Annotated in this window: 22 protein-coding genes and 2 pseudogenes; 8 read left to right on the top strand and 16 right to left on the bottom strand. The window is 60.2% G+C overall.

What is annotated here, in order from left to right; genetic code table 11:
* Together Q1A06_RS17705 and Q1A06_RS17700 are read left to right on the top strand one after the other, a co-directional pair.
* Nucleotides 1-1590, top strand: a pseudogene (locus Q1A06_RS17705) (restriction endonuclease); the annotation flags it as partial.
* Nucleotides 1587-3593: an ATP-binding protein gene (locus tag Q1A06_RS17700; RefSeq protein ID WP_299566721.1), complete on the top strand. Its 2007-nt coding sequence runs from the start codon at nucleotides 1587-1589 to the stop codon at nucleotides 3591-3593. The pseudogene Q1A06_RS17705 and the gene Q1A06_RS17700, both read left to right, overlap by 4 nt.
* A 9-nt stretch (nucleotides 3594-3602) precedes the next feature.
* On the opposite strand, the gene Q1A06_RS17695 is transcribed toward Q1A06_RS17700, so the two are convergent.
* The 4 genes from Q1A06_RS17695 to Q1A06_RS17680 all read right to left on the bottom strand — a co-directional run bounded on the left by Q1A06_RS17695 (nucleotide 3603) and on the right by Q1A06_RS17680 (nucleotide 10671).
* Nucleotides 3603-3875: a WGR domain-containing protein gene (locus Q1A06_RS17695; protein WP_299566747.1), complete on the bottom strand. Its 273-nt coding sequence runs from the start codon at nucleotides 3873-3875 to the stop codon at nucleotides 3603-3605.
* Between the two features lie 83 nt (nucleotides 3876-3958).
* Entirely contained in the window at nucleotides 3959-4891 is a 933-nt protein-coding gene (locus tag Q1A06_RS17690; RefSeq protein WP_299566719.1) for a DUF2493 domain-containing protein, read from the bottom strand.
* 365 nt (nucleotides 4892-5256) lie between these two features.
* Complete coding sequence (locus Q1A06_RS17685; RefSeq protein WP_299566717.1) at nucleotides 5257-6288, bottom strand: toprim domain-containing protein; 1032 nt, start codon at nucleotides 6286-6288, stop codon at nucleotides 5257-5259.
* Nucleotides 6289-6291: 3 nt separating this feature from the next.
* Complete coding sequence (locus Q1A06_RS17680) at nucleotides 6292-10671, bottom strand: strawberry notch family protein (RefSeq protein ID WP_299566715.1); 4380 nt, start codon at nucleotides 10669-10671, stop codon at nucleotides 6292-6294.
* A 176-nt stretch (nucleotides 10672-10847) separates the two neighbouring features.
* On the opposite strand from Q1A06_RS17680, the gene Q1A06_RS17675 reads away from it, so the two are divergent.
* Nucleotides 10848-11141: a hypothetical protein gene (locus Q1A06_RS17675; RefSeq protein WP_299566713.1), complete on the top strand. Its 294-nt coding sequence runs from the start codon at nucleotides 10848-10850 to the stop codon at nucleotides 11139-11141.
* Nucleotides 11142-11403: 262 nt separating this feature from the next.
* On the opposite strand, the gene Q1A06_RS17670 is transcribed toward Q1A06_RS17675, so the two are convergent.
* The gene (locus Q1A06_RS17670) at nucleotides 11404-11883 is read right to left on the bottom strand and encodes a hypothetical protein (protein WP_299566711.1); all 480 of its coding nucleotides are present in this window, start codon (nucleotides 11881-11883) and stop codon (nucleotides 11404-11406) included.
* 331 nt (nucleotides 11884-12214) lie between these two features.
* On the opposite strand from Q1A06_RS17670, the gene Q1A06_RS17665 reads away from it, so the two are divergent.
* A complete protein-coding gene (locus Q1A06_RS17665) occupies nucleotides 12215-12676 on the top strand; it encodes a hypothetical protein (RefSeq protein WP_299566709.1) in 462 nt (153 codons plus the stop codon).
* The gene (locus Q1A06_RS17660; protein ID WP_299566707.1) at nucleotides 12673-13278 is read left to right on the top strand and encodes a mobile mystery protein B; all 606 of its coding nucleotides are present in this window, start codon (nucleotides 12673-12675) and stop codon (nucleotides 13276-13278) included. The genes Q1A06_RS17665 and Q1A06_RS17660 overlap by 4 nt, the downstream gene beginning before the upstream one ends.
* A gap of 3 nt (nucleotides 13279-13281) precedes the next feature.
* On the opposite strand, the gene Q1A06_RS17655 is transcribed toward Q1A06_RS17660, so the two are convergent.
* The 9 genes from Q1A06_RS17655 to Q1A06_RS17615 all read right to left on the bottom strand — a co-directional run bounded on the left by Q1A06_RS17655 (nucleotide 13282) and on the right by Q1A06_RS17615 (nucleotide 19396).
* Nucleotides 13282-13926: an antitoxin of toxin-antitoxin stability system gene (locus Q1A06_RS17655; protein ID WP_299566706.1), complete on the bottom strand. Its 645-nt coding sequence runs from the start codon at nucleotides 13924-13926 to the stop codon at nucleotides 13282-13284.
* Nucleotides 13919-14338: a hypothetical protein gene (locus tag Q1A06_RS17650; protein WP_299566704.1), complete on the bottom strand. Its 420-nt coding sequence runs from the start codon at nucleotides 14336-14338 to the stop codon at nucleotides 13919-13921. The genes Q1A06_RS17655 and Q1A06_RS17650 overlap by 8 nt, the downstream gene beginning before the upstream one ends.
* Before the next feature lie 75 nt (nucleotides 14339-14413).
* Complete coding sequence (locus tag Q1A06_RS17645) at nucleotides 14414-14611, bottom strand: hypothetical protein (protein ID WP_299566702.1); 198 nt, start codon at nucleotides 14609-14611, stop codon at nucleotides 14414-14416.
* A gap of 1 nt (nucleotide 14612) precedes the next feature.
* The gene (locus Q1A06_RS17640; protein WP_299566700.1) at nucleotides 14613-14990 is read right to left on the bottom strand and encodes a hypothetical protein; all 378 of its coding nucleotides are present in this window, start codon (nucleotides 14988-14990) and stop codon (nucleotides 14613-14615) included.
* Nucleotides 14991-15000: 10 nt separating this feature from the next.
* Entirely contained in the window at nucleotides 15001-15492 is a 492-nt protein-coding gene (locus Q1A06_RS17635) for a DUF6878 family protein (protein ID WP_299566698.1), read from the bottom strand.
* Nucleotides 15493-15559: 67 nt separating this feature from the next.
* Entirely contained in the window at nucleotides 15560-16114 is a 555-nt protein-coding gene (locus Q1A06_RS17630; protein ID WP_299566696.1) for a DNA repair protein RadC, read from the bottom strand.
* Nucleotides 16115-16457: 343 nt separating this feature from the next.
* The gene (locus Q1A06_RS17625) at nucleotides 16458-17657 is read right to left on the bottom strand and encodes a DUF932 domain-containing protein (protein WP_299566694.1); all 1200 of its coding nucleotides are present in this window, start codon (nucleotides 17655-17657) and stop codon (nucleotides 16458-16460) included.
* 123 nt (nucleotides 17658-17780) lie between these two features.
* Nucleotides 17781-18818, bottom strand: a complete 1038-nt coding sequence (locus Q1A06_RS17620) for a PD-(D/E)XK nuclease family protein (protein WP_299566692.1) — start codon at nucleotides 18816-18818, stop codon at nucleotides 17781-17783.
* Nucleotides 18819-18991: 173 nt separating this feature from the next.
* Nucleotides 18992-19396: a single-stranded DNA-binding protein gene (locus Q1A06_RS17615; RefSeq protein ID WP_092891860.1), complete on the bottom strand. Its 405-nt coding sequence runs from the start codon at nucleotides 19394-19396 to the stop codon at nucleotides 18992-18994.
* 529 nt (nucleotides 19397-19925) lie between these two features.
* Here Q1A06_RS17615 and Q1A06_RS17610 point away from each other — a divergent pair.
* From Q1A06_RS17610 to Q1A06_RS17600, 3 genes and pseudogenes are all read left to right on the top strand, one after another.
* Nucleotides 19926-20147 (top strand): annotated as a pseudogene (locus tag Q1A06_RS17610) (H-NS histone family protein); the annotation flags it as partial.
* 285 nt (nucleotides 20148-20432) lie between these two features.
* Nucleotides 20433-21023: a hypothetical protein gene (locus tag Q1A06_RS17605; RefSeq protein ID WP_299566688.1), complete on the top strand. Its 591-nt coding sequence runs from the start codon at nucleotides 20433-20435 to the stop codon at nucleotides 21021-21023.
* Nucleotides 21023-22093, top strand: coding sequence for an ImmA/IrrE family metallo-endopeptidase (locus Q1A06_RS17600; RefSeq protein WP_299566686.1), 1071 nt, complete (start codon nucleotides 21023-21025; stop codon nucleotides 22091-22093). The genes Q1A06_RS17605 and Q1A06_RS17600 overlap by 1 nt, the downstream gene beginning before the upstream one ends.
* A 445-nt stretch (nucleotides 22094-22538) precedes the next feature.
* On the opposite strand, the gene Q1A06_RS17595 is transcribed toward Q1A06_RS17600, so the two are convergent.
* Together Q1A06_RS17595 and Q1A06_RS17590 are read right to left on the bottom strand one after the other, a co-directional pair.
* A complete protein-coding gene (locus Q1A06_RS17595; protein ID WP_165595903.1) occupies nucleotides 22539-22703 on the bottom strand; it encodes a hypothetical protein in 165 nt (54 codons plus the stop codon).
* Between the two features lie 384 nt (nucleotides 22704-23087).
* Nucleotides 23088-23561 carry a hypothetical protein gene (locus Q1A06_RS17590; RefSeq protein ID WP_299566680.1) on the bottom strand — a complete coding sequence of 158 codons (474 nt, stop codon included), beginning with the start codon at nucleotides 23559-23561 and terminating at the stop codon, nucleotides 23088-23090.
* Between the last annotated feature and the right edge of the window lie 75 nt (nucleotides 23562-23636).

The raw sequence follows: 23636 nt of genomic DNA, 5'->3' as shown, positions 1-23636 counted from the left end.
GCCCGTGCATCACGTGCTGCTGATCGCAAAACCATGATCGCAAAGCTACAAAAGACCGGTGATCCGCTCGCGCAGGAATTCGAAAAGGCCAATGCACGTGCAGAGACGACAAGCCGCATGGCGCGCAAGGGAGGCGACTATCCGCTCTTGTCTGGCGGCGACACAAATTTCAACTCGCTGTTTGTGGAACGGGCGCAAAGCATCATTGCTCCAGGCGGGATCGTCGGGCTTCTTATCCCTTCTGGCATCGCGACAGAAACAAGCTCTCAGGAATTCTTTTCGCGGCTGATCGAGGGACATGCCGCGTCATGCTATTTTGATTTCTTCAACAAGCGTGCGGAGGGGCCACTTTTCTTCCCCGATGTCTATTACCGCTTCAAGTTCAGCGTCCTGGTGTTTTCCGGCGGCGAGAAAACCTTTGACGAATGCCGCTTTGCTACATTCGTTCGTGATATCGCCGAACTGAATGACCCGAGCAAAGTGTTCAGCATGGGCGTCGATCATTTCAGGCACGTGAACCCGAACTCGAAGACAGCTCCAGTTTACCGCGCCGCACGCGACCGGCAGATCGCCACAGAAATCTATGAACGCTTTCCCGTTCTGGTGAACCGTTCCTCGGGTACAGAAGTCAAAGTTTGGCCGGTGAAATATGTTCGCATGTACGACATGGCGAATTCCTCCGACCAGTTTCGGACCACCGAGGAACTTCAGGAGAAAGAAGGCGCTTGGCCAGAACACGGTGGCGTATGGGGCAGTGCCCAGGGCAGCTGGGTGCCGCTCTATGAGGGCAAAATGGTGCAAGGCTTCGATCATCGTGCATCTGGCGTCACGACTGTCGACGCCAATCTGCATCGCGGCGGACAGGGTGCTGCGATTACGGACGAACAACGGCATGATCCCAGCCACGTGATAGCGCCACGTTACTTCGTCCTTGATCCCGGCGACCTTCGCGTAGAGCTGGCAATCAAGGACGTCACATCAACAACCAACACCCGATCCCTGATTTCCTGCATCATTCCAGCCTTCGGTGCCGGACATACGCTGCCAATACTGCGTGTTGAAATAGAAGATCCGAGGGAACGTGCAGAGGCGCAGGCCATTTTGGCCGCGTCCCTGAACAGCACGATGGTCGATTTCATCGCTAGGACGAAAATCCTGAGCAATCATGCAAGTTGGTATATCCTTGAACAGCTCCCAGTCATTCCGCCTGATCGATTCCAGTCCACGCGATTTGGGGACAAGACCGCGGCGCAGATTGTGAGCGATGCTGTCGTGGAACTCACCTACACCTCACGTGACATCTCTGATTTTGCGCGCGATTTGGGCCATGTGGACGAGGCAGGCGCGGTCTTTCCGCCTTTCAAATGGGACGATGATCGACGTTTGATGCTCCGCGCAAAGCTCGACGCATTGTTCTTCCACCTCTATGGGGTCACCGACCGCGATGAGGTACGGTACATCTATTCCACTTTCCCTATTATTGAGCGGCAGGAGGAAGAGGCGTTTGGGGCGTTCCGAAGCCGTGAACTTTGTCTTGCCTGGTTGAATGCGCTGGCTTCCGGAAACCCTGATGCGGAGATCCGAATATGAGCAATGTCAACGTCCTCCGAGCTGTTGAGAACATTCGCTCTGGCACAAATGTCTATACTCCGCTGGTCGAAACCATTGTAAATGCAATACAAGCAATCGAAGCCGGACCTGAAAAAAACGGTCGCGTCGACGTGTTGGTCCACCGGGTAGCACAAGAGGAGCTGGAGGGGGGAAAACCCCCAGTTGAGAGCTTCACGGTCACCGACAACGGCATCGGCTTCAATTACGAAAACCGCGAGTCCTTTGATACGCTCTATACCGATCACAAAATCGAACAGGGTGGTAAGGGATTTGGCCGCTTCACTTGCCTCAAGTATTTTGAAGACTTGGCCGTCGAAAGTGTTTTTGAGGACCAAGACGGTCGGAAAAAGCGGTCGTTCAGGATGGGCAAAAAGACCGATATCATTGTCGACGAAAAACTTGAGGACTGCCCCGAAGGCGAAATTGGTTCCCGTGTGACGATGCGGAAGGTCAAGGGGCGAGGATTTTCCGACAAGCAAATCAAGACTATCGCTCGAACCCTCGTCGAGAGGCTTTTGCCGTATTTTATCGACAACGACTACCAATGCCCGGAAGTCAGGATTTCTGAGATCGACGGCACCGACCGCATTGTCTTGAACGATTTCGTAAGCAATCAGCTCGCCGCGATGATCCAGGAAATTTCCTTGACGAACGGCGAAATCCATCTTGGAGATGCTGAAAGGCCAGAGCTTTTCAAGGTTCGGGTTTTCAAGCTATTCGCTCCGCGCAGCCAGCGCAGCAAAATCAGCCTGGTGGCGGACCGCCGCGAAGTGACAGATACCGCTATTCATCACTACGTTCCAGAATTTATCGACGAATTTTTTGATGAGAAATCCGGCGAGCAAGATGATCGTGACCGAAACTATATCGTTAAGGCATATGTTTTCGGTTCATACTTGGATGCCAGCGTTTCCGTCGAGCGCGGTGGGTTTGAGTTCCCGAAGTACGACGATCTACTTCACCCTGTTTCACAGTCCGATATCGAACGAGCCGCGGCACATGTTGCCCGCGACGCCCTTGGTGGAGAGATTACGGCCCGTCAGGAGAAGAAGCAAAAGCAGGTCCGGGAATACGTGGAATCGGTTGCTCCTTGGCACCGGACGATCGCAGAAGACATCGATCTGACACCAATGCCTTACAACCCTTCTCCGGAGCAGATCGAAGAAGTTTTTCAAAAGGAGAAGTTCAAGCAGGAAGTATCAATCCGCCAGCAAGTCGAGCGTATAATCAGTGAAACAGACGCCAGTAGCTTGGAAGATGGACTGCCGCAGATTCTAGGCCAGATTTCGAAGACAAGTCGCAACGACCTCATTCACTACATCGCCCTGCGCAAACACGTGCTCACATTATTCGCGCGGAGCTTTGAACTGGGGGACGACAAGAAATATCCGTCTGAGGCAACCGTCCACGACATCATCTTCCCCAGAAAAGGCGATTCAATTTCAACAGCACTCGAAGATCATAATCTGTGGATTATTGACGAGCGGTTGAACTTCACGAATTTTGTCAATTCTGACAAGCCTCTTGATGGTGGAACATCTGAGCGGCCTGACGTGCTTGTCTTTGACACGCCAGTTCTTTTCAGAGGGGATAACGTAGCAAGCAATCCCATATCCGTATTCGAATTTAAGAAGCCGGGTCGCGATGATTTTGTGAACCCTTCGTCTAAGGAGGACCCGGTACAACAGATCATCCGATATGTGAACAGCGTGCGAGAGGGGCGGTACAGAACTCCAAAGGGACGGCCTATTCAAGTTGCTGATAACACGCCTTTTTATGGGTACGTGATGTGCGAGACGACCGAGAAGGTCAAGAAATGGCTCGAAAAAGAAAAGCAGTTCACGCCGATGCCTGACGGCATGGGTTGGTTCCAATGGTTTGGAAATATCAGGTTGTACATGGAGGTTTTGAGCTGGGACAAAGTGCTCCGCGATGCCGAAATGCGGAACCGGGTATTTTTCCACAAGCTGGGCATTGATTGAAGGCTAATCTCAACTGTTCAAATGCGTTTCGTACCCGCGCCGTCGCTTCACCGCCGCGAGCCTCATCAGCGCGGTCACCGCGCGCCCCTCATCCGGATGCTGCTCGACCATCATCTGTCCACGGAATCCGATACGCCCCCACTCACGCACAAGCGTGGCGCCACCGAACAGGTCCGGCTGCACGCTCAGGCGATAGAAACGCCGCATATTGAGAGCGGGATCGACCCGACGCATCTGCAGGTCGGTCGGGAACACCTCAAGTTGAGCGACGGTATCGAACATATCGTGATCCAGCAGGCTTTCTTCCATGATATCAGGTGGAAGCACGCCGTTCCACCTTGATTTCCCGTGACGGGAAAGGGGGCTCACGCCCCCTTCTCGAACTTCATGACCGGGATACCCAGCTTCTTGGCCTTGTCGGCGAGGTTTTCTTGGATCCCCGTGCCCGGGAAGACGAGGACACCCACGGGCAGCACATCCAACATTGCGTCGTTGCGCTTGAAGGGGGCTGCTTTGGCGTGCTTGGTCCAGTCAGGCTTGAACGCGACCTGCGTGACGCCCCGGGCTTCGGCCCATTTGGCGGCGATGAGCTCGGCGCCCTTGGGGCTTCCACCGTGAAGCAGGACCATGTCGGAATATTTGGTCTGGACCTGATCGAGCTTGCCCCAGATCAGGCGGTGATCGTTAAAATCAGTCCCGCCGGTGAGGGCGACCTTGGGGCCTGCGGGCAGCATCACCTCGGTTTCCGCGCGGCGCTTGGCAGCCAGGAAGTCACGGCTGTCTATCAGCGCTGCGGTCATGTGTTGACGGTTCACCATCGAGCCAGTGCGGGGCCGCCAGGCCGAGCCCGTGTGATGGACGAACTCCGTGGCGGCGTGATCGCGCATCATGTCCATGCAGTTGCGCCGTTCGATAAGCGTCAGGCCTTCGGCCGTCAGGCGCTCAAGCTCGACAGATTTCACCTCGGAGCCGTCCTGCTCCCGCTGGAGCCGGCGCTGCGCCTGTTCGTTGCCATCCAGCGACCGCTCGATACGAGCTGTGGCACGGTGGAAGAGGTTGACCTGGCCCCAGAGCACCTCTTCAAGGTCGGGTTCCATGCGAGTGTCTTCCAAGCTTGCGACGAGGGCATCGAAAATGTCAGCGACGGCAACTGCAAGGCGCTGCCCATCAGGCATCGGGCGCGGATCGGGCTCATCAAAAGGGCGGAAGCCATAAAGCTGCAACTCGTCGAGCGCATGGGCGGTCTGGGATGCGGTGTGGGCGGGTTCATAAGCATCGTCGTGGGTCTGGATCGTCATTTGTTTTTGCCTCCGGGCCTGTCTCGTCCGCGCGTCATCCCGCGCGGCCTTCATGGGCTGCGAAAGCTGTCACTGGGGACGCCCCTTCACCCCCTCTTCGGGGCCGGAACGCATGTGGAGGAGGGCGGCAGGCAAGCTATTTGCTTCGCGATGCAAAGCGGGGCTCGTCCCCGCGGCGGAAATAGCTTGCCTGCCGCCCTTGAGGGGGCGTCCCCTTTGACGGCCGCCTGCCCATCTCTTGAAGGCCGCTCGGGTGACGGGTGGATGAGATTTACCCGGGAAGAGGCAAAGCGACGGTCCAGAGCCACGACCAGAATGCAGGGACCCTGCCCCGCAGCCTTGAACCGCCCCTTGCGCGACGTTGCTCAGAGCTTAAGGCGATGCCGATCCTCAAGCTCGATCTGCTCTGCCAGATGCTGGCGCAGCGCCTCATTGCCGTTCGCCCGGAGATCATCGTTGAAATCCTCGAGCTGCGGTTCCAGCACCCGCACGGAAACACCTACCTCTGTGGCTCTGGCGCTCAACCTCTCCCCCGCGCGCTGCCCGGCCGGATCACGGTCAATGGCGATGTAGAGGCGCTGCAGCCCCTCCGGCAGCAGGACCGCCCCGAGGTGACCGGACGATAGCGCCGCCCAGACGGGAAGGCCGGGAGCCGCCTCGGACAGCGACAGCATGGTCTCGATGCCCTCGCCGACCACAAGGATGTCCTCATGTGGGCTCAGCTTGACGGCATTACCTAGAAGATGGCCCATAGCTCGCCGCTGCGTCTCGACCTCCGCCTTCCCCTGTCCGTCAGGTGACAGCCAGGTGCGATGCACACCCTGCAAGGCCCCTGCCCCATCGGTGACAGCCGCGATCAGCGCCGGTCTGGGGACGGGCTTGGTCTGGCCCTCATCCCGATGCCAGCACTTCGGGTGGAAGCGCAGGGCGCGGCTAGCGCCGCCTTGGGTGATGTTCCGGGAACGGAGATAGGTGTCGGCAAGCGTGCCTGCGACCGGCACCGACGCCGCGAACAGGCGTGCGGCGGCGGCTGGTGTGCCACCGGGGGCCTTGGCCTTCTTCGGCAAAGGCGTATCCGGGAAGACCGGCAGCGGACGGCCCAGATGCGCGCGGGCCTCGGCCAGAAGATCGGGAAAGCGTGAGATCCCTGTCCTCTCGCGGATGATGTCCAGGAGATCGCCATGCTCGCCTGTTGCGCCATCGGTGAACTTTCCAGCCGCGCCCGGCCCGGATGCCGGACCTGCCAGGCGCACGAAAAGCGACCGGCCGGGATTGTTCTGCAGATCGCCTACGATCCAGTAGGACCCTTCCCGCCGCCCGGCGGGAAGGTATGCACGACAAACGCTTTCGGCATTTGCTGCCAGATCGCGAACAAGGTCTTCAGTCTCAGAATACATGAATCAGCTCCCTTCGCGATTATGTAGTCCTGTGACAGAACAACGTGCAAGTAGACGATCAAGCACCGCGATGCCGGCCTGATCAACCGGACAGAAGAGGCGCAGTTTCCAGCTGATGATCTCTGAGAAGAAGCCATCGGCCTTGAGCCGGTCCTTGCCGGCCTCCGAGAAGCCCGACAGTTCGATCCGGTTCACCCCGATCACGCGGGACCGGTGGAGTTCCATCCCCTCAGCCAAGCGCACCACTGTCTTGCCTTCGAGAACGAGGGCATGGACCTGCGCGCTCGTAAGCTTTGGCGCATCAGTGGCGAGCGTTGTCGCGACCCAAGTCGGCGAGACACGACGACCGATGATCCGCTGGCCGTCATCGGTCTGGAGCCGATATACCCGGGTTTCATCTTGGGGAAGCTGTTTCCAGATCGGCAGCAGCAAACCCGCCACGATATGCAGCGTGGATTCCGTGAACTCAGGGACTTCGGCCAGTTCGGCGGTCCAGGCGGCGGTGAAGGCCGCGCGTTCGGCCTCGAGCCAATGCGTGTCGTCCATCAGCTTTGCAGGCACGGTGCTGGCTTCGGTTGGGCGGATCAGCCGCAGGCGAGGCTCAATCGTGCCGTCGTCCAACATCAAGCTGGTGGCGTGCACCTGCACTGCGGCGCGACCTGAGCGGCTGTTAACCAGAAGCCGCGCGTTAGGGTCTTCCAGCCAATCCAGCGCATCCGCGAGTGACGTCGGCATGTTGCGGCGCTTTTCCGCGATGCTCAGCAGCTGGGTTTCTGCCCCAGAACCGGGATGGGTGTAGATCACCCGGGCGTCGGTGACGCGGAAGCTCTCGGCGCGCAGGGTCTCGAGCCCGAGGTCATAGACCCCGGCGGCAATGGCACCTTCGATCCGCTGGTCGAGAAGCTCTTCGAAGGCTGCAAACAGCACGGCTTGCATGTCGATTGTCAGCGCCAGCAGGCGATTGAGGAAGGTTGTGATCGGCGGCAGATCGTCCTTCAATCCGGTGTCATCGGTCAGGCTGAGGCCGGTCGCATCTTCGAACGCTGCCAACGAGCAACCCGACACATCGCCGCGATAGATGCGGCGGTAGAGCTGACGCATCGCATCGCGGGCGTAAGGCGACTCGAGATTGTCCTCGGGCCGGAACAGCCCCTGCCCGCCGGTCTGGCGCTGGCCGCGCGTGATGGCGCCGAGCGTGTCGAGGCGCCGGGCGATAGTCGACAGGAATCGCTTCTCCGCCTTCACATCTGTAGCCACAGGCCGAAACAAGGGCGGTTGCGCCTGATTGGTGCGGTTGGTACGGCCAAGGCCTTGGATGGCGGCATCGGCCTTCCAGCCCGGCTCGAGGAGATAATGGACACGCAGGCGATGGTTCTTTGCCCCGAGATCAGCGTGATAGCTGCGACCCGTGCCGCCTGCTTCGGAGAAGATCAGGATACGCTTCTGGTCATCCATGAAGGCTGCAGACTCGGACAGATTGGCGGACCCGGCGCGGGACTCGACCACAAGCCGGGCCGCAGCCCCCTCGCCCTTGCGCACGATGCGACGCGAGCGGCCGGTGACTTCCGCCACAATATCAGTGCCGAAACGCTGAACGATCTGGTCAAGTGCCCCCGGCACGGGTGGCAGCGAGGCCAGCTTTTCGATCAGCGCATCGCGGCGATTGACGGCGTCGCGGCATTCCACGGGGTGGCCGTCCCGCATCACAGGGCGGGAAGAGAGGTTGCCTTCGCTGTCGGTGAAGGGCTCGAAGAGCTGCACCGGGAAGGAATGAGCGAGATAATCCAGGACGTATTCGCGCGGCGTGATGTCGACCCGGATGTCGTTCCACTCGTCGGTCGGGATCTCCGACAGGCGGCGTTCCATCAGTGCCTCACCGGTCGAAACAATCTGGATGACGGCAGAATGTCCTGCCGCCAGATCAGAGTCGATTGCGGAGATCAGGGTGGGGGTTTTCATCGAGGTGAGGAGGTGGCCGAAGAAACGCTGCTTGGCGCTCTCGAAGGCCGAGCGCGCTGCCGATTTCGCTTGCCGGTTCAGCGTACTGCTTTCGCCCGTTATGTTTGCGGCCTCCATGGCGGCGGTCAAGTTGTTGTGGATGATAGCGAAAGCCCCGGCATAATCGTTATAGATGCCGCACTGCTCGGGGGTGAGGGCATGGACCAGCATCTCGTATTCGACGCCGTCATAGGAGAGCGACCGGGCCGTATAGAGGCCGAGGGACCGCAGATCGCGGGCAAGCACTTCCATCGCGGCGACGCCACCGGCCTCAATCGCTTCGACAAATTCGGCGCGGGTTGCGAAGGGGAAATCTTCTCCACCCCAGAGGCCGAGGCGTTGCGCGTAGGCCAGATTGTGGACCGAAGTTGCCCCGGTGGCCGATACATAAACCACGCGGGCATTCGGCAACCTGTGCTGCAGGCGCAGACCCGCCCTGCCCTGCTGGGAGGCGGTGACATCGCCGCGATCCCCCTTCGACCCGGCGGCGTTGGCCATAGCATGGCTTTCGTCAAACAGGATCACGCCATCAAAATCAGCCCCCAGCCAGTCGACGATCTGATCGACGCGGGATTTCTTGGCCCCGCGTTCTTCCGTGCGCAGCGTGGCATAGGTGGTGAACAGGATGCCTTCCGAAAGGGGAATGCTACGGCCTTGGGCGAAGCGCGATAGCGGCGTGACAAGCAGGCGTTCTTGGCCAAGGGCCGACCAGTCGCGCTGCGCGTCTTCCAGAAGCTTGTCGCTTTTGGAAATCCACAGCGCTTTGCGCCGGCCCTGCGCCCAGTTGTCCAGAACAATTCCGGCCGACTGGCGGCCCTTGCCCGCACCGGTGCCGTCGCCGAGGAAGAAGCCACGGCGGAAGCGGATGGCGTCAGGGGCATCACCGGGCGCGGCAGATACCATATCGCCGGTCTCATCCACGCACCAAGACCCGGCGAGATGCGCGGAATGCGCCTCGCCCGCGTAGATCACGGTCTCAAGCTGCGCGTCGGACAGGAGGCCGTCGCGCAGGACGGCGGCCGGCAGCTTCGGGAGATAGCTGGGTTTCGGGGGCGCGACCGAAGCCATGGCCGCCGATTGCACCAGCTTGGTCGGATGCGGTTCCGCCCCGGGGATGTCGATGGCCTGCAAGCGGAAGGTTTCATAAATGGCATCCGACAGACGCGCGCTAGCATCGTCTTCAGTCGCAGCGCGCAGCGTGTAGGCCAGATCTTCAGCTTGGATTTGTGCGGCGACTCGCGCGGGTTGAGCCGCAGGGGTCGCACGCGATGGGCTGATGGCAGTGCGCGTGGTGCGGGCAGGATTTTCCGGGAAGAGGGAAGAAGGGCCCTGCCCTGCTGGTGCGACCTGATCCAGTTCGAGGCGGGGCGGGACATGGCTGGTGATCAGCGACATCAGGCTGGCGACATCAGGCGAAATCGGGCGCGCCAGATCGGCTGTGATGCCGCCCGGCTCACTGCCCCGGCATTTGTCGAAGACCGACAAGCGGGTTTCAAAGCTGGTGCCGTGCTTAGCGAAGGCCGCTCCCGACACAGCACCTGTGAACACCAGATGCGCGGTCTCGGTCAGGCGGGTGAAGGTCTCTGCCCAGGCGGGGGCGTCGGGCGCGAATCCCGCCCCTGTGATCGCAATCAGACGACCACCAGGGGCCAGCCGAGCAAGTGCCGATCGCAGATGCCGGGCCGTGGCTTCGGTCGTCCGGCCATCGACATTGGCCACAGCCGAGAACGGCGGGTTCATCAGGATGACGCTCGGGCGCAAGCCCGCGTCGAGATGATCGTCGATCTGCGCCGCGTCAAACTGCGTGACGGGGCGACCCGGAAACAGGCGACGCAGAAGATCGGCGCGGGTGTCGGCCAGTTCATTGAGCATCAAGCTGCCGCCTGCGATTTCCGCGAGGATCGCCAGAAGCCCGGTCCCGGCCGAAGGCTCGAGGACCAGATCGCGCGGTGTGATCTGTGCGGCAGCAAGTGCCGCCAGCCCCATGGGCAGGGGTGTGCTGAATTGCTGGAACCGCTCCATCTCCTCCGACCGCCGCGTATGCGTAGGCAAGAGGTCCGCCACCTTGGCAAGGATCGGCAGCAACGCGGCGGGCGAGCCAGCCCGAGCGAGCAGCGCGCGACCGAATTTCCGCAGAAACAGGACCAGCGCAGCCTCGCCCGCCTCATAGGCCAGCTTCCAGTCCCAGGCGCCCTCCGCATCGGAGCCGCCAAAGGCGCGCTCCATCTCGACGCGCAAGCGCAGCGCGTCGATCTGGAAGCCCTGCGCCAAATCAGGCTGCAGCGCTTCGGCCACGCTCAAGATAGCAGCGACCGTATCAGGGGACGGGATGGGGACAACAGGCGCAAGCGCGCGCTCGGACGCAAAAGGGGCGAGATGGGTCATCGGGAAACTCCGGAATGAGGGACAGGGTCAGGCCAGGACACCCTCTTTAGGGCACCTTCAGGCCTGACCCTCCCCGGCCCTCCTCTTCCTCTCAAAACCCATGATTTCCGAAGGCGGCTTGCTTTTGTTCCTGTTATGTTCTATAATCAAAGCCAAGCTATGAAGGTGGATCCCCGATGGAAAGCATCACTTACGCCCTGCCCGCGACGCCAAAGCAGATTGCCTATGCGCGATCGCTGGCCCTGCGCAACCAGACGCTTCTGCCTTGGGAGGTTCAACAAGATCGGCGCTCCTTGAGCGCCTGGATCGACGCACAAGCCAAGATGAACCCTGGCGCGCAGGACAGCCGCCCGACATCAAAGCAGGTCGCCTTCGCGGAACGCCTCGCCCGCATCAAACGCCGCGCCGTGCCGGATGAGTGTTTCCGCGATAAGGGGCTGATGTCGAAGTGGATAGACGGGAACAAGTGATCCCGGAACAGCGAAACCGCGTTCCTTCAGAAGTCGATCCAGATTGTCTCGGTGCGCTTGCCTGCCGTGCCATCCTTCCGAAACCGCGTTCCTTCAACGGTGAAGAATGACCGCTTATCGGTGATCTTCATGCTTGTCCGACAGACCTGTATGCGTGTGATCTGGCCCTTGTGCGAGTAAACCAGGATGTCACCTAAGGCGATGCCGAGAATGGAGCAGCACAAATCGGCTCGTTCAGCCTCGATCTCTTCACCCCAACGCTCTATCTCGTCAGACAGTCGGTCCCATGGCTCAACGCGACATCGACATCTCCAGTCTTGACCCAGGCGAGGTAGCGGTTCTGGATGAGGAGCAGCAGCTGTGTGGCGATTTCGGGAGGCAAGTCCCTGATCTGGTTGGACACGACCTTTTTGGTACCAAGGTCGCCCCCCTTTGCCACGAACTCCAGAAGCGCCTGATCGACGAACTTTCGCTGAGTTGGCGACAGGCCGACGGCTCCCGGACGCGGTCGCACGAGGACTTTCCGGCGCTCCTCGATTTCATCGCGAAATGCACGAAGCGGAGGACGTGGTGTCGCTTGGCCTGCTTCTACGCGCGCCCAGTATCCTCGGGGAGGCTTCGGCACTTGAAGGCGCGCGCAAAGCTTGGCAACGGCAACGTCCGAGATGCCCATGTCACGCGCGACCTCCACGGTCGGGTTCTCCCCAATGAGCGCAAAAAGCTCCTCGCGCGATATGTCCATGCCAAGTATCCAGCACCCACAGGCTCTTGTTCCAATAGAGCTTTTAAAATTCACAGGCCATGACTTCGCCCTGCCCACGGCAAGGCGCCGGACAATGCGGATGACGACGTCGACAGGAACACGTGAGAGGGCCGATCAGCGCGGACAGTGCTGGGAACATGTCATGGAGCAAGCTTGCGGCCACACCACAGATTGGCAGAACCACTGCGTCTGCCAATCTGTGATAATGCGAACCAAGAATTTATGCGCAACTATGATATTGCTTAAGTAGACACTTTGCCATACGATTGCATTGCAATACACATGCGAATGCAAACTCCTAGGTTGGCAAATGTCCGTCTCCCGCGCGAAGCAACGTCAGGCCCAAGACCGGATCAACCAGGCTGCCAGCTTGGCAAAGTCGCTTGCAAAGCCGTTCGGCGGCTGGATCGCCACGTTTCAGGAAGCGATCGGGATGAACGCGCCCGCCCTTGCCGAACGTCTCGATGTGTCGCGCAACACGATTTACGCATCGATCAAGAATGAGCAGGCGGGAACGATCTCGCTGAACCAGCTCGACAAGATCGCCGAAGCCATGGGCGGACGTGTCGTCTATGCCATCGTCCCACGCGAGGGCCCGGTTGAGGAGATCGTCCTGACGCAAGCGCGCGCAAAAGCCCGCCGCATCATTCAGCGCACGCGCGCGCACATGGCGCTCGAAGAGCAAAGCGAGGGGCTGCGCAGCGAGGCCGAGATGGTCGAGGAACTGGCGGCCGACATCATCCGCGAAGGCCGCCGGGATTTCTGGCAATGACGCTGGAGTTTCATGAACCCGCTGGAGCGACGCCCCTGACACCGGACGAATTGCTTGGCCTCAAGGCCAAGCACATCGCGACCCGCGGCGAGTTGAACGAGCTCGAAGGCGAGAACATCATCGCCGGTCTGACTTGGCTCGACCGACGATCCAAGTCGTTCGATCTGCTGACCGATGCTGCCGTCCGCGACATCCACAAGCGCCTCTTCGGCGAGGTCTGGGATTGGGCGGGCGTCTATCGCTTGACCGAGAAGAACATCGGCGTGCCGGTCTGGCACATTTCGACCGAGCTACGCACCTGCCTCGATGACGCTCGCTACTGGAGTGACCACAAGAGCTTTGATCGGCTGGAAGCAACTGCGCGCCTTCATCATCGCTTGGTCTGGATCCATCCCTTCGCAAACGGGAACGGACGTTGGGCCCGAATCGTGGCAGACGCCTACTTGGCGAAGATCGATCCGGATATCTTCCTCGACTGGTCCGGCGGCGGAACGCTGAACGCCGACAGTGCACACCGCTCGGCTTATATCGAGGCGCTGAGATCGGCCGATCAGCACGACTTTGATCCCCTGGTGACGCTCGTCAGGTCAATCGCCCGATAGTCCTCACCCGAACCGCCGCCCTTCTTCGGTGAAGCTGTATTCGTTCACGATGATGCCGTCCTCGATGGCCTCGTCCGAGGTGAGGTGTTCGTATTCGGCCTCAAGCTGGCGGTAGAGCCAGCAGGCCAGATCGCGCAGCGCCTCAGTCACGGCTTCCTCTGCGTCCTCGGTTGGCGGCTGCCAGGTCGGGCTGTCGCGCGTGACGTCGATCGACATGGTGTATTCGTGGCAGTAGCGGCCACGGTGGCTGACCTCGGCGGCGAGCTGGTAGAAGTTGCGCCGCTGGATCGCCTGCAGCCGGTCAGCGATACCGTGTAAGGTTGTGTCTTGGGGCGCATAGTCCTGGATGCGCGCGGTAGCGCCCTTGGCGTGACTGAGGTATGCTTCAAAACAGGCGCCATCCCCCTGGCTCCAGAACCCTGAAAACCAGATGCAGGGCTTTTGCCGCGTGCCGCCGCCCATTGGGCGGACGGGCGTGGTCTTCAGGCGGATGCCAAGGATTTCGCAGACCCGCGCGAAATCCTCATAGACCGCATCCCACCAGTCGTCGTGGAGGCCAAGTTCGCGATACCAACTGCGGGCCTTGTCCTTGGCCGCGTCGGAAAGCTCGGGGAACTGGTAGACGGTTGTGCAGATGATCTCAGGCATCGACGTCCTCCCCGTTCAGCGCGGCGGCAAGCCACTCGTTGGTGTTGGTCCAACCAATCGTGGTGCGCTTGCCGAGGTCGATGACATGCGCGCCGCCGCCAAAAGCTCCAAGCCGGGCACGAGAGCAGGTGTTGGCATATTCAAACCCCCAGAGGCCGGAGAGATCGAAATCTTCCGCAAGGCACAGCACGAAGTGGATGACGGCTTCGACATCGCCGTTCTCGTCATCATGGATCCAAAGGGTGCTGCCCTCGGGCGCGTCCTGATGCACGAGGGTGAAACCCGCGACCTCTAGGTCGTCTGCGTCCTGATCCGCAACGCGCAGTTCCTGGAACAGCGCAAGCGCGCGGGCAGCCTTGTCGGCACTGCCAACGTCGATCAGGCATGAGAAATGAGTGAAGTAATCCGCCATTGGGACCTCCTGAGATTGAGAAACCCGGCCAAGGGGCCGGGCGCTGGATTGAGATAAGGGGATGAGGCAAAGCGATCAGCCGGATGGCGGATCGCCTGCGGCCTGACGCGCGGCGTGTGCGCAGAGCATCTGCCGGTAGAAGCGTTTGCGCGCCGTACGGAAGCTACGTACGGCGCGCGTGTCGGGGTGCAGCGCCCGGACCGCCGCGCGCAGAACTGTCTGGGGCGAGGCCGTCGGCGACAGATCTAGGCGCAAGTATGCTGGATCAGTCATGTCAGCCGACCTCGACCACGGGCGAGCCGAGATGTGGATCGACCAGCGCCTCAATACGCGCGCTCCGGCCCATCCAGGGCTCAGGGCGGATCGCCTTCACCCACTCGGCAAAGCTCGGGATGAAGCCGAGGTCTTCCTTCACATGCTGCTCGCCGACCCAGCGGGTCGGGATGATGCGCCCGGTCGAGAGTGTGAGGGTCTGCCCAAAAATCGTCGCGGCCATGAAGATGCCCTCCGCATGGTGGCGCAGCGCCCGGTGACGGAAATCGGCGGTGATTTCCTTGCTCTGGTCGAACCAGGCATGCACGGCGAGGTAATCCTCGACCGTGCCGCCCCATTTCTTCACCGAGGACAGCGCGTGGTGATAAGGATGTGCCATCGCCACCCCCTCAGAAATTGTGGGTGGTGAGTTCGGACGACGTGAAACGTTCGTTGAACTCGAGGTGGATGCAGCGGGCGGAAGCGTCGAAGCAGAACTCGCCGTAGGCGCCGTCGTTGTTCTCCCAGCCGCCATGCGTGTCGGAGAGGAAGTCGTAGGCGAGTTGTTCGACGACATCCTCCAGCGAGAGCTGCCGCATCTCTACCTCGGGGTCATCCCAGGTCAGCGCGGCATAGGGGATTTCGGTAGCGGGGAAATCGACAGCCGTATCGCCCGCCCAAGCGCCGATGCTTTCGATCTGACCGCTGTCTCCGGCGCCGTCGAAGGTCACGGTGACATGGGTGATGCCGGCGGCCGTGAGGCCATCGAAGAGGCGATCCTTGTTGCCGGGGCGCAAGGCTTCGATCCGGGCGGTGCGTTCGGCATGTGCGGCAAGGATCGCCCCGAAATCGACGGTGGAAGGCCGCAGCGTTGCGGCCAGAGTGGGTTCAGTCTGGGTCATGGATATCTCCGTTCGGTAAGGACAGGTCAGACCCCCCGGGTGGCGCACTCTTCTGCCCCCCGAAGGCTCAAACCTCTCCCAGACCTCCTCTGTCTCTCGGCCGTAACGCCGCGAGTTGCAGCGCGCGGGCGGCAAAGGCGCGCCAGAGCGGATCGACAAGGCGGGCATCCAGAAGATCGGCACGGTAACGCAGCCGCTGCGCCAGTTCAGGCTCGTGCCAGTCAGTGGCGCGAACAGCCTGGGCGCGAAGTTGAACCGCCCCGGTCACGACGGCCCGCGCCTCAAGAGCATTGGCGACAGGGTGGCACCAAGCCACAGCGCCATGGCTCGCGGCCCCGGCAAGAACCAGACGCTGGTCGCAATCAAGGATCACCAGAAGCTGCGGCGCTGCATCGGGGCCGTTATCCGCTGCATGCTCAAGCGCCCCCTGCATGGCCTCGGCCAGCGTCGTGAAACGCTCAACGACCACGGGGGCAGCGGTACCCGACATCAGGGCCGCGGGCGTCCGGTTCATCCGCGTCAGCGCGAAAGGCAGGCTGGGATCAGGGGTAACGGTCAGGGCACCTGGAACAGGACCCATCGGGCGTGTGCTCGGCTGAATCGGCAGGGGAAGGTCAAACATGGCAGTATCTCCAACGGCGCGGGAAGCCGCTCTCCCCGCTTCATCCGTCAAAGACCAAACCGCCGCCCTCTTCCTCGAAGGGGCGGCGGCGATAGATTTGGCCAGAGCGTCAGAGTTTGCCGAGACCACGCAGGCTCAGCTCTGTCCCGGCACCCACGATGATAGCGACCAAGGATGTCACGGGCTTCGAGGATGACGGTTTCTTCCTGGGGGGTCATGGGGGTCTCGCTGAATTGCACGCACCGAAGCCCCTGCCCTCTCGGGGCAAAGCCAACGGCGTGCATGTTGAGAAAAAGGTGCAGCGACCGCCTCGGGATCAGGCGATCGCTGCATGGGCGCTTTGTCAGCCGACCCGGTCGAGGAGCTTCTTGGCACGCCCTTCCATGTCGAGCCGGGCGTCCTGCTGGCTCTTATCGCGCGCAAGCCGCGTGATACCCTGCACGAAGTCGAAAATGCTTTCCGGCGGGCGGCCCTCCTCCATCAGCACTTTCTCGATGATCTTGCCAGACTCGGCCTTTGAGAACCCCCGCTTGCGCAGGAAATCCGCGCGATCCTCGTCGCTGCGCGCCACGACCTGCTGCCGCGCGGCCTTGATGCCGTTCACGAACCCCTGCGGCGAGGAATTGGCAAACCGCGTCAGCGCCGGGGCCGCCTCATGGGCAAAGCGCGAGGCGGCGTATTTCGAATGCCGAATCCGGATCTCCTGAAAATCCTCGACGCCCCAGAGGTTGCGGTTCTGGCAAACCGCCCGCAGGTAAAAACTCGCCATGCCGAGGGTCTTCGCCCCAACCTCGGAATTCCAGCAGTAAAAGCCCCGGAAGTAGATATCGGGGGAGCCATCGGGCAACTTGCCCGCCTCGATCGGATTGCGATCATCGACCAGGAACAGGAAGACATCGCGGTCCGACGCATACAGCGTGGTCGTGTCGCGGCTGATTTCGACATCGGGGTTGTAGACCCCGGTCGACCAGTCGAGCACGCCCGGCACCTTCCAGCGCGTGTCGCCGGTGCCATTGCCCGCGATGCGCTGCACCGCTTCGACCAGCTCGAAATCGTGGATGCGGCCATAGTCGGGTCCGGTCACGGCGCGCAGTTCGGTGCGGCCATCTTCCGTCTCGAAGGTTTTGACTTGCTCAGCGCGGTGGTTGGTCAGACCATACTGCAGGTTGATCCCCGCCAGCGGCGCGGGCAACTGCCGCAGATAGGACGCCGGAGCGCCAACAATGCTGGCAAGCTGACCAAACGCCCAATGCGTTGGCGCAACAGGCTCTTGCGCTTTCGGCAGCATCAGATGCAACCGTTCGGGGTTGTCGCGCGCCGCCTCGACCCGGATGTCCGCAGTCTGCACCACCCGGCTCCGGCTGCGCTCGGAGCGACCCTTCACATTGGCCCAGAGATCGTCGAGCGAGAGATACCGCTCGTCATCAGGCCGGTTGAACCATTCGGACGACACCCGCCCGTTCCGCTCACCCCGGCTCACGTCCACTTTCCAGCCACCAGCACGCGTCGGCGCGACCGGATCCAAAACTTCTACAACACTCATCGGATATCTCCTGCAACGGTCGCCGGGAGCCACTCTCCCAGCCTTCAACCCGTCACCGGAAACCCGGCACTCCTCGGACTCTAAAAATGCGGATACCCACCATCAGTCTGAGAGCAAGGCCAATCAGGGGAGCTTTTTGTCGGGTACCAGTGCAGCCCAGCCACGCACAGCGTCTTGGTGTGAGATTAACCATTCGCGCAAGGAACGGGTTGCGACAATCCCTGTGCGCACAGACTCAATCTGCTCATCAAAGGGCGTGAAATGGTCCAACGCCGGAGTTGGCACGACCAGCATGAGACCGGCGCGCCCTGAGTTACGCTTGTTTACCGTTGGGATAGCACGGATGCCCGTTCCGGCCAAATCTGCCGAGATTTGGGCAGCAAGTTCATTAAAATGATCGCCCCACGTGTAGAAGTTGATATTGGCATTTGCCTCGCGAAGCTGATGGACGATCCGCATCTGCGGCAAGAATGTCCATTTCGGTAGGGTTTCTGGAGCGAAGATCATGGTCACACTGTCGGCGGCGCTTTCGCGCAGCATCGAGGGTCCAGGGACGAGCTCAGGTGCGGTTTCGCGCAACAGCGCGACATAACGTTCCGTAAATTGCCGCTTGGCTGGATGGACAACCTGAGTATAGCCGCGCCGCTGTTTTTCGATAGCCTGCCGCATCATGCTAGCGCGATGCGCAAGCCGACCACCCAATTCGCCTGTCTCACGAGCGGCGCGGGTTTCAAAAAACTTGGCGAGACTTTCGTAGCTGATTGCATGGTCGAAACCCGCGGCGAAGACCGCATTTGCAGCGCGATATTCCTGCGGACAAACAAGGATCGTGCGTACCAGATGATAACCAGCCGCCTGTTCGACAGCTTCAGCACGATAGGATTCGGCCTGACGTGGCTGTTCAGATGTGTCGAGTTTGTTCTCGATCAACAACAGGACATCCCCGGCATTCGTCTGCACCCGAACCGAAATATCGATCTCGCGTCGACTGTGGATGCGGCGCACGGAGTGCATGACCGACGCGTGCTCAACTACCAATTCACTTAGGCTGATAGATCTTAGTATGGCCAAAATGAACAAAGGTGAGGCAGCAAATTCCTCGACTAGCAGTAGGTCTATATCACGCTCAGTGGCGTGGGTCAGGACAAGCATTTCGTTCATACACAGCACCTCAGTCAGCAAGTTGTGCAACAACGACATGCGAATGTGGCATTGCTCGGGCGGGACGGTGACCAGTCTACTATTCGGTCCACTTCGTGACTAAAATGAAGGCAGGTCGCGTAAGCCGAACCCGGCGGGTAACCCCGCCGGGCTCGAGGGGGAGACCCCGTTCCTCAGAACGGGATCTCGTCGTCGCGGTCGACCAGCTCGGGGTTTTCGTTCTCGGTCGACTTCGGGCGGCTCAGGAAGTCGACCTTCTCGGCGATGATCTCGCAGCCGTAGCGGTCGTTCCCCATGCTGTCGATCCACTTGCTGTAGTGGATACGGCCGTGGACGAGGACCTTCATGCCCTTTTCGCAATGCTCCGCGACAGTCTTGCCGAGACCGTTGAAGCAGGTGATGCGGTGCCATTCGGTATCCATGACCCGGTAGCCGTTGTCGTCGCGCAGCACGCGACCTTCCGAGAGGCGGGGGCGCGAGGTAGCGAGGCTGAAGTTGGTGATGTTGGTGCCGCCCTGAGTGGTGCGGGTTTCGGGTTTCTGACCGATGTTGCCGGCGAGGATGACGATGTTCTGCATGATAAGCTCCTGTGTTTCCTGTCTTCGGGACCGTCCCTTCGACAAAACCCTGAAAAAGCCCGTCGGGTGACGCGTGCACGGTGGACAGCATGGACGCCGGAAACCCCCAAAGGACCGGGGTGGAGCGGGCAGGACGCCACAGGCGGCCAACTCGGCCCGGGCTGACGCGGGGTTGCCCGCAGGAGGCCGAACGGGATTAGGGGATTGTCAGTCGAAGGGATGGAACAGAAGTCAGAGTGGCGCGGGGAGCCCATGCCAGACCCTGTCATCTTGCCAATCGGGACTGCCTGAACCGAAGCCCAGCACCCACACAGGCGGCAGAGAAAATGGATCAACCAAACCCTTGTCTCCTGCCACCTGTATACGGGAGTTGCGGGCCCATGCCGCGGCGGGCTATCGATACCGGAACATTCAGTACACAAGGCATAATACGGCTGATTACGATCTCGAGGCGCTGTCGCTTAGCGAGCTGAACAAAATGCAGAAGGACGTCGCCAAGGCGATCTCCACCTAACAGGATCGACAAAAGGCGGAAGCCCGCGCCAAGGTAGAAGCTGTGGTCAGAGAAATGGGCTACTGCCTGGCGGAACTGGTCGGGAAAGATAGCAAACCCAAGCGCGCCCCAGTCGCACCAAAGTACCAGCAATCTGACAACCCGGCCATCACCTGGTCCGGTCGTGGGCGTAAACCGCAGTGGTCCGTGGACGCGATGGCTGCTGGCACAACCGTCGGTGATCCGGAAATCAGCTGAAAGATCACCAACCCTGCGGCCAGAGAGCCCGAGGCTGCGCTTTGCCTGATCCGGTCATTCGGGCCTAGCGCCCGCGCAGAACAGTAGCGGCCTCATCTGGGCGCTCGGTGTGACTGACCTGCCCCTTCGAGCGCCCATCAGAGATGGCGAAAAGCGGTCATTGATGTAGATAAGAAGTGGGTCCTACCTCATGAGGACCACCCTCAGAATTGAATTGTGAATAATTTGTCGTTGCTTTTGTAAATTGCATGCCGTATCTTAACGACAAAATCATAGGGGCCGAGCATGCCGATTCCAAATCAGGCTGTCGTCAAGCCGATCATTGACGAAATCCGCGACTCGATTGTCGCCATAATCCACGAATCTTGGGATGATTGGATGGCCAGCGATTTCGTTGGCGTGTGGCGTTGCAAACGTAGCCGTGCGAATTTCGTTTGGGAACAGATCATCGGCAAAGCGCATACCGAACTCACGGACCTTGATGGTGTTCACATCATCGAGGGCACCGAAACACTTAAATTCATGATGCAGGATCAAGTTCTTTTCCGGTTCAAAAAGGCGGACGATGCAGGACGCACTGCAAACGTTGCCACGCAGATGGCACTCGCCTTTCACAATCACGAGCAAGATCTGCTTGGCTTGCCGGAAGTTCAGCGCGTCGAGGTCGTCTACAAACTGAATAAGTTGGAAACAGCTGTGAGCGACATTTGTGTGGTTGCTCGTGATGGCAACCGTGTTGCTTGGGAGTATAGTTTGCTGGATGCCGCTGATGTGGTAATTCCCCTGCCGATGCCCGAGCCGGAACCAGCGCGTCCCGCCGCGAAGATTGTCAAACTTAAAGGCGCATCCGACGAGCGCAAACAGCGCGATAAGTGATGCATACCAGTTTCAATCAAGACCTGCTGCGTATAGCGCGGCAGGCTCGCGGATGGAGTCAATCCGAGTTATCTCGCCGTTCGGGAGTATCGCAAGCGAACCTCTCTAAACTTGAAAACGGACTTATTGGGCCAACTGAGGACGTGCTTGGAACCGTAAGTGCTACTCTCGGCTTCCCCCAAAGCTTCTTCTTCCAGAACGACCGTGTCATCGGCTTGCCGATGAGTGTCCAATACCGGAAGCGTGCAAGTGTTGGTCAGAAAGCTATTGAGCAACTCGAAGCGGAGTTGAATATCAGAATTCTTCACATCAGGCGGTTATTGGATGCAGCCGACCTTGAGCCAGAGTTGGCGTTGCCCCGTTTGGACGTCGACGAATACGACGGCGACCCTTCGAGAATTGCCGAACTCGTGCGGCGTACTTGGCTGGCACCCAGCGGTCCAATCCGAGACTTGGTTGGATGGGTGGAGCGGGCCGGTTGCATTGTTGTGCATTGCGACTTTGCTGCTTTGAAAGTCGATGGCTTCACAGTCCAGATAGCAGATATGCCCCCGTGCATATTCCTGAACCGTAACCAACCGGCTGACCGGCAGCGGTTTAGCCTTGCGCATGAACTTGGTCATGTCGTCATGCACCGCGTCCCATCACCAGAAATGGAAGATGAGGCGAACGAATTTGCTGCTGCGCTGCTGATGCCTGCTCGCGATATTCGCTCGCACCTCTCGGGTCGCCCTCTCACCATTCAAAGGCTCGCGGGTTTAAAGCCAATTTGGCATGTTTCGATGGCTGCGCTTCTCGTGCGAGCAACGACAATAGGCGCTATCACCGCAAACCAGAGTCAGTACCTATGGCGGCAAATAAGTTCCATGGGGTATCGCCGTACTGAGCCACCAGAACTTGATTTCAAACCGGAGGAGCCAACTGTTCTGCCGGAAATAATCAGGCTTCACCTTGATGAACTCGGCTACGATGTATCTGATCTTGCAGAAGTGTTGCGCTCGACAGAGGACGATGTAAAAACGCTCCACCCGCTTCCGGCATCAAACGGACACCTTCGAGTGGTAAAGTAGCCGCTTCAAGTTCATGTAAGGTTTGGACATGCCACGGTTTCGCGCCGCCCCAAGTGCCCATTGAGCTCACCTTTTCATAGAAAGCGACGGGCTTGTCCAGGCCAGTGTTGAGTTGCGGCGACATCGGCGGGGGAATTGTATGCAGGAAGGATCAGTTGCATATGTCCGCGAAAAGTGAGTTCAAACCTCCAGGCTTTGAGCGCAAACGGCAGATGTTAGCAGTGCGGGCTGCGGGTGCTGCGTCAAGCGGCCGTGGTCAACGTCCGCATTGGGCAGGACACGTCGATATTCTCGGCGTTGTGGCAGTTGCGTTGCGACTGGCATCTCTGCAGCTTCAGGCCGTTTGGCGCTGCATCATCGACCGTCCGCAGTTCCTCGCCGACGCGCAGACGCGGCAAGAGGCGCGTCTGCGCCTCCGTATGAGCTTGGCGAGGTAACCGTGGGCCTAAGCCCACGGGTCGATCTCAACCAGCACCTGAACCTCGTCGCCGTCGATTTCATCGGCGGGGACGGCGCCGAAGGATCCATCCCCTGCCTGGAAGACGACGATCGAGACCATGAGCGTGGCGGCGAGGGAGGCGGCGAAGGCGTGTGCATCTTTGCGGGACATCTGTTTGGCTCCTGTCTTGGAGGCGGGGGACCATCCCCCGCGCGACAGGACCCCGAAGGCCCGAAGACTGGCTGACATCACCGGGTGCGTTCGGCTTGCCCGAATCCATCCGGCGGCACGGGCTTGCCCGTAGTCCGACCCCTCGTGGGTTGATTTTGAGCCCAGGATTCGGGCCAAGGAAGGGAATGGCGAGCGGGGGATGGTGCCCTGACGACTGGAGCCGGTTGTCCCGCTGATGCTTTTGCCGCCAGCCTCTCGGCCAAACTCTTGATTGAAGACTTTGTTGCTTGGGGATGGCTCCTTTGGCGCCCCGCGACTTCGCGGGACAAGGTTGTGATGGATGAGAGGCCCGCGCTTTGGCGGGCCCCTCGGTTTCAGTTGGGCTCAGGCGGCCAGGTCCGCGCCCCCTGCCCTGTCGTTGCTTTCATCGCCGACCATTTCAAGCCGCGCGTTGCGGTACCCTGCCTTGGCGATCCAGAGCTCGGCTGCGGTAACGGATTCCGCCAGATGCAGCAGCTCGGTGTTGCCGCCGAAGTCGAGGAGCACGCGCACCTGCCCGGGCTTCGGTTCCTCGGCCAGCTCGAAGACGAGGGGGCTGTCAGCAGAATGGCTGCGCATGATGGTCACGAGGATCACACCTTCAGAGGCGAAGTTGCCCTCATGCAGCGTGAAGGAGGCCGGTGCCGTCCATGTCCGATAAGGCCGGGCTGGTTCCTTTTTCACAAGACGGCCCACGCCGTTCGAGCGCTCCCAAGCTGCCAGCTTCTTCGTGAAGCGCGCCGGCGGCTTGGGGCTGCCGTCTGTGTAACGAATGAGCGCCCCGAGGGGTGCAGTGTCGATGATGGTTGTTGCAGACATGATTCCTCCTTCCGAATGCGAGCAATCGCATTCATCACTTTGATATTGTTCGGTTATTGGATGATTTTGGGGCGG

The sequence above is a fragment of the uncultured Sulfitobacter sp. genome (assembly GCF_947497275.1).
In the GTDB taxonomy this organism is placed as follows: Bacteria; Pseudomonadota; Alphaproteobacteria; order Rhodobacterales; family Rhodobacteraceae; genus Sulfitobacter.
The sequence above is the reverse complement of the archived record's forward strand: the minus strand, read 5'-3'. Positions and strand labels throughout refer to the sequence as shown.

Bases quoted from the DNA above. Each gene is read 5' to 3' on its own strand.
- Q1A06_RS17640 (WP_299566700.1), bottom strand. From the start codon at position 14,990: ATGGCACATCCTTATCACCACGCGCTGTCCTCGGTGAAGAAATGGGGC.
- Q1A06_RS17675 (WP_299566713.1), top strand. From the start codon at position 10,848: ATGGAAAGCATCACTTACGCCCTGCCCGCGACGCCAAAGCAGATTGCC.
- Q1A06_RS17665 (WP_299566709.1), top strand. From the start codon at position 12,215: ATGTCCGTCTCCCGCGCGAAGCAACGTCAGGCCCAAGACCGGATCAAC.
- Q1A06_RS17685 (WP_299566717.1), bottom strand. From the start codon at position 6,288: ATGTATTCTGAGACTGAAGACCTTGTTCGCGATCTGGCAGCAAATGCC.
- Q1A06_RS17680 (WP_299566715.1), bottom strand. From the start codon at position 10,671: ATGACCCATCTCGCCCCTTTTGCGTCCGAGCGCGCGCTTGCGCCTGTT.
- Q1A06_RS17595 (WP_165595903.1), bottom strand. From the start codon at position 22,703: ATGTCCCGCAAAGATGCACACGCCTTCGCCGCCTCCCTCGCCGCCACG.
- Q1A06_RS17655 (WP_299566706.1), bottom strand. From the start codon at position 13,926: ATGCCTGAGATCATCTGCACAACCGTCTACCAGTTCCCCGAGCTTTCC.
- Q1A06_RS17625 (WP_299566694.1), bottom strand. From the start codon at position 17,657: ATGAGTGTTGTAGAAGTTTTGGATCCGGTCGCGCCGACGCGTGCTGGT.
- Q1A06_RS17700 (WP_299566721.1), top strand. From the start codon at position 1,587: ATGAGCAATGTCAACGTCCTCCGAGCTGTTGAGAACATTCGCTCTGGC.
- Q1A06_RS17590 (WP_299566680.1), bottom strand. From the start codon at position 23,561: ATGTCTGCAACAACCATCATCGACACTGCACCCCTCGGGGCGCTCATT.
- Q1A06_RS17615 (WP_092891860.1), bottom strand. From the start codon at position 19,396: ATGCAGAACATCGTCATCCTCGCCGGCAACATCGGTCAGAAACCCGAA.
- Q1A06_RS17620 (WP_299566692.1), bottom strand. From the start codon at position 18,818: ATGAACGAAATGCTTGTCCTGACCCACGCCACTGAGCGTGATATAGAC.
- Q1A06_RS17635 (WP_299566698.1), bottom strand. From the start codon at position 15,492: ATGACCCAGACTGAACCCACTCTGGCCGCAACGCTGCGGCCTTCCACC.
- Q1A06_RS17695 (WP_299566747.1), bottom strand. From the start codon at position 3,875: ATGTTCGATACCGTCGCTCAACTTGAGGTGTTCCCGACCGACCTGCAG.
- Q1A06_RS17660 (WP_299566707.1), top strand. From the start codon at position 12,673: ATGACGCTGGAGTTTCATGAACCCGCTGGAGCGACGCCCCTGACACCG.
- Q1A06_RS17605 (WP_299566688.1), top strand. From the start codon at position 20,433: ATGCCGATTCCAAATCAGGCTGTCGTCAAGCCGATCATTGACGAAATC.
- Q1A06_RS17645 (WP_299566702.1), bottom strand. From the start codon at position 14,611: ATGACTGATCCAGCATACTTGCGCCTAGATCTGTCGCCGACGGCCTCG.
- Q1A06_RS17690 (WP_299566719.1), bottom strand. From the start codon at position 4,891: ATGACGATCCAGACCCACGACGATGCTTATGAACCCGCCCACACCGCA.
- Q1A06_RS17600 (WP_299566686.1), top strand. From the start codon at position 21,023: ATGCATACCAGTTTCAATCAAGACCTGCTGCGTATAGCGCGGCAGGCT.
- Q1A06_RS17630 (WP_299566696.1), bottom strand. From the start codon at position 16,114: ATGTTTGACCTTCCCCTGCCGATTCAGCCGAGCACACGCCCGATGGGT.
- Q1A06_RS17670 (WP_299566711.1), bottom strand. From the start codon at position 11,883: ATGGACATATCGCGCGAGGAGCTTTTTGCGCTCATTGGGGAGAACCCG.
- Q1A06_RS17650 (WP_299566704.1), bottom strand. From the start codon at position 14,338: ATGGCGGATTACTTCACTCATTTCTCATGCCTGATCGACGTTGGCAGT.